We start from the raw sequence: 2,783 nt of genomic DNA on the forward strand, positions 1-2,783 counted from the left end.
AGTTCTTGGTCATCACTTTATCCTGAGTATGGACAACAAAACACAATAGATGCGATTATAAGAGATCAATTGCATGCGCTTGTAGCGACTTGTGCACAAAGAGATCTCAATCCGGCAGAAGAAATTTATAGAATAGCACAAAACCTTGGCTATCAGAACCAAGCAGTGCAAGCGAATAATCAAGTTGCAGAACTTCAAAGTCGGCAGAATTCTGCGAGAACCTTAACGGCATCTGGTGGAGGGGGCGTGACGGGTCCACTTTCATGGGAAACGATGGACGCTATGACGGATAAAGAGTTTCAAGCGTGGTACAGTAATCCAAAGAACCGAGTGCTTATACGCAAATTGAGTGGTGCAGATGATGAAGATTAAGTGAAAGACTTTTAGAGAATAAGCCGCCTTTGGTGCGGGTTGGTGGTCCGGCTTTAAGCCGGTTTTTTTATAGCAAAGAAAGGTGAAATAAATGGCAACAACACATATAGGGATTAATGATCCCCATGCGTTAAAAACATGGGCGAGAATTCTTGATGCGGAGGTCTCCAAAGCAACTCCTATTGCTCCTTTGATGGGGCAGGATTCCAATAGCATTATTCAGGTGAAAACAGAGACGCAAAAAGGCAAAGGGGATTGTGTAACATTTAGTCTGCGAGCTCAGTTATCAGGACGTGGTGTGAGTGAGGGTGAAACCCTTGAAGGCAATGAAGAGGCACTACAATTCCTTCATGATAAACTGTATATCAATGAACTTTATCATGGAACAAGAATTGCCAATGAAGGCACTATTGATAATCAGCGCACATTGTTTAATTTGCGCGAAGAAGCCAAAAACAGTTTATCAGATTGGTATGCGGACCGTTTGAGTTTGATGTTTTTCGTTCACGCTTGCGGTTATACAGCCAACAGGCTTAATTTTGAGGGAGAACTGGTTGATCTTGATCCTCTTTTTTGGGGCTTTAATGCACCATTAGCTCCAAGCAGTAAGCGCATTGTGCGACCAGAAGCAAAAACCAAGGATGAAGAGCTTACAGAAAAAGCCAAACACAGCTTTAATCTTAAATTGATAGATGAAGCGGTTCAGTGCGCTAAGCTAGCGAATCCTAAAATTAGACCGGTTCGCGTGAATGGCGAGAGTGTTTATGTGTTGTATTTGCATCCCATTCAGGTGACACAATTGCGCACTAATACAGAGACGGGTCAATGGCTTGATATTCAGAAAGCTGCTTATACCGGTTCGCGTTCCAAAAACCCAATCTTTGATGGTTCTCTAGGCATGTACAACGGTGTGATTTTACGTGAATCAGAGCATGTCACCAATGGTGTTAAATCCACGGATAGTACACGTCTTGCAGGTGTGCGCCGTGCTGTTTTGCTTGGAGCGCAAAGTGTCGTTATGGCATTTGGTAAGAGTTACGGTAAGACCCGCTATAAAATCGAAGAAGAAACCTTCGACTACAAACGCGAATACGGTTTTGGAGTGCATACAATTATGGGCATGAAGAAAACGCGTTTCCAAATGCCCGGAAGAGCACAAGGAGCCCAAGATTTTGGAACGATAGTTATCCCCACCTACAGCGGTGAAGTTGAGTGATGAGGAAAGGAAATAGGACATGGTAGATGGCGTAACAGGACACTTACACGGCAGAGATCTTCATACACATCAGGTCAGTTTTTTGCGTTTGAATATCTCGCATAAAGATAAGCATTTGACGCGCAAAATCGGGACTTTACCGCGTGGTGCAATGATCCTTTCGATTAAAGCGTTTGTGAAGACAGCGTTTTCGGATGCGAAATTAAAGATAGGCAGCACCTATGGTGGTAATGAGTTTAGTGAAAAGGATATCAAAACCCAAAGCACTCAAGATTTTACATCAACCAACCAAAAAGAGTTTGTTCCAGAAGATCAAGAGCTTACGCTTTATGCAACACGGGATAAAACAACCGCGGCTGGTGAGTGTGTTGTGGTCGTGCAATTCGTGACCAATCGTTGAGAGGTATAGGGGAAGGCTTAATTCCCCTCACGATTTATGGAGCAGATTGTACAGAGAGTTGTAAATTAAGGGCAGATAAGACAGCGACTAAGGTAGAAAGTTTAGGATCACCTGTTTTGCTTAAAGAGCGGTATAATCCACTGCGTTCGCGATTGGTTTCTTTTGCTAAGGCACTCATATTTTGTGCTCTAGCAACAATACCAAGGGCATCCGCTATATGAGAGGCATCACCAGTTTTAAAGGCTTCATTTAAAAAGACTTCTTGAGATTCTGGTGTTGTAAGGTGTTTTTCAAAGTTAAAGGTTTTCAATTTCATTTTTAAGATCCTCTAAAAGAGATAAGGCTTTTTGAATATCACTGGATTGTGTGGATTTGTCACCACCACAAAGCAATATAATGATTTTATCGCCTTTTTTTGTAAAATAAATTCGGTAACCAGCACCATAGTGGATACGTAATTCACCTATACCATTAAAAAACTTTGCATCACCCAAAAGCCCTGAACGAATTCTATGAAGCCTTGCAAGAATTATATTAGCAGCTTTTCTGTCTTTAAGTTTTTCTAACCAGTTATCGAATTCATCTGTTGTTTTTATTATCGCTACCATCAGTGCACTATACTACACAATATATATAATATCAATAGTAATAATTTTTACTGAGAGGTATTTTGATGACACGTCATTATATTCGGATTAAAACCGGAGGACCGATACCAGTAAAGCGAGATGTTTATCGTCATAAGAGAACACTTTCGCACTTAGTGTCGGTCATTCAAGATGAGATTGATGACAT

At 41.3% G+C, this 2,783-nt stretch carries 4 protein-coding genes and 1 pseudogene; 3 read left to right on the forward strand and 2 right to left on the reverse strand.

The features are described 5' to 3' along the window. From ACFINO_RS09520 to ACFINO_RS09530, 3 genes and pseudogenes are all read left to right on the forward strand, one after another. A pseudogene (locus tag ACFINO_RS09520) lies at window positions 1–372 on the forward strand (hypothetical protein); the annotation flags it as partial. A 91-nt stretch (window positions 373–463) separates the two neighbouring features. Next, a complete protein-coding gene (locus tag ACFINO_RS09525; RefSeq protein ID WP_273788714.1) occupies window positions 464–1,588 on the forward strand; it encodes a N4-gp56 family major capsid protein in 1,125 nt (374 codons plus the stop codon). 19 nt (window positions 1,589–1,607) lie between these two features. After that, complete coding sequence (locus tag ACFINO_RS09530) at window positions 1,608–1,988, forward strand: hypothetical protein (protein ID WP_375633221.1); 381 nt, start codon at window positions 1,608–1,610, stop codon at window positions 1,986–1,988. A gap of 34 nt (window positions 1,989–2,022) precedes the next feature. On the opposite strand, the gene ACFINO_RS09535 is transcribed toward ACFINO_RS09530, so the two are convergent. Together ACFINO_RS09535 and ACFINO_RS09540 are read right to left on the reverse strand one after the other, a co-directional pair. Continuing rightward, window positions 2,023–2,304: an addiction module antidote protein gene (locus ACFINO_RS09535; protein WP_273788712.1), complete on the reverse strand. Its 282-nt coding sequence runs from the start codon at window positions 2,302–2,304 to the stop codon at window positions 2,023–2,025. After that, entirely contained in the window at window positions 2,285–2,596 is a 312-nt protein-coding gene (locus ACFINO_RS09540; RefSeq protein ID WP_017196508.1) for a type II toxin-antitoxin system RelE/ParE family toxin, read from the reverse strand. Before ACFINO_RS09540 ends, ACFINO_RS09535 begins: the two co-directional genes overlap by 20 nt. Between the last annotated feature and the right edge of the window lie 187 nt (window positions 2,597–2,783).

Source organism: Bartonella sp. AA83SXKL (genome assembly GCF_042196965.1).
Classification (GTDB): domain Bacteria; phylum Pseudomonadota; class Alphaproteobacteria; order Rhizobiales; family Rhizobiaceae; genus Bartonella.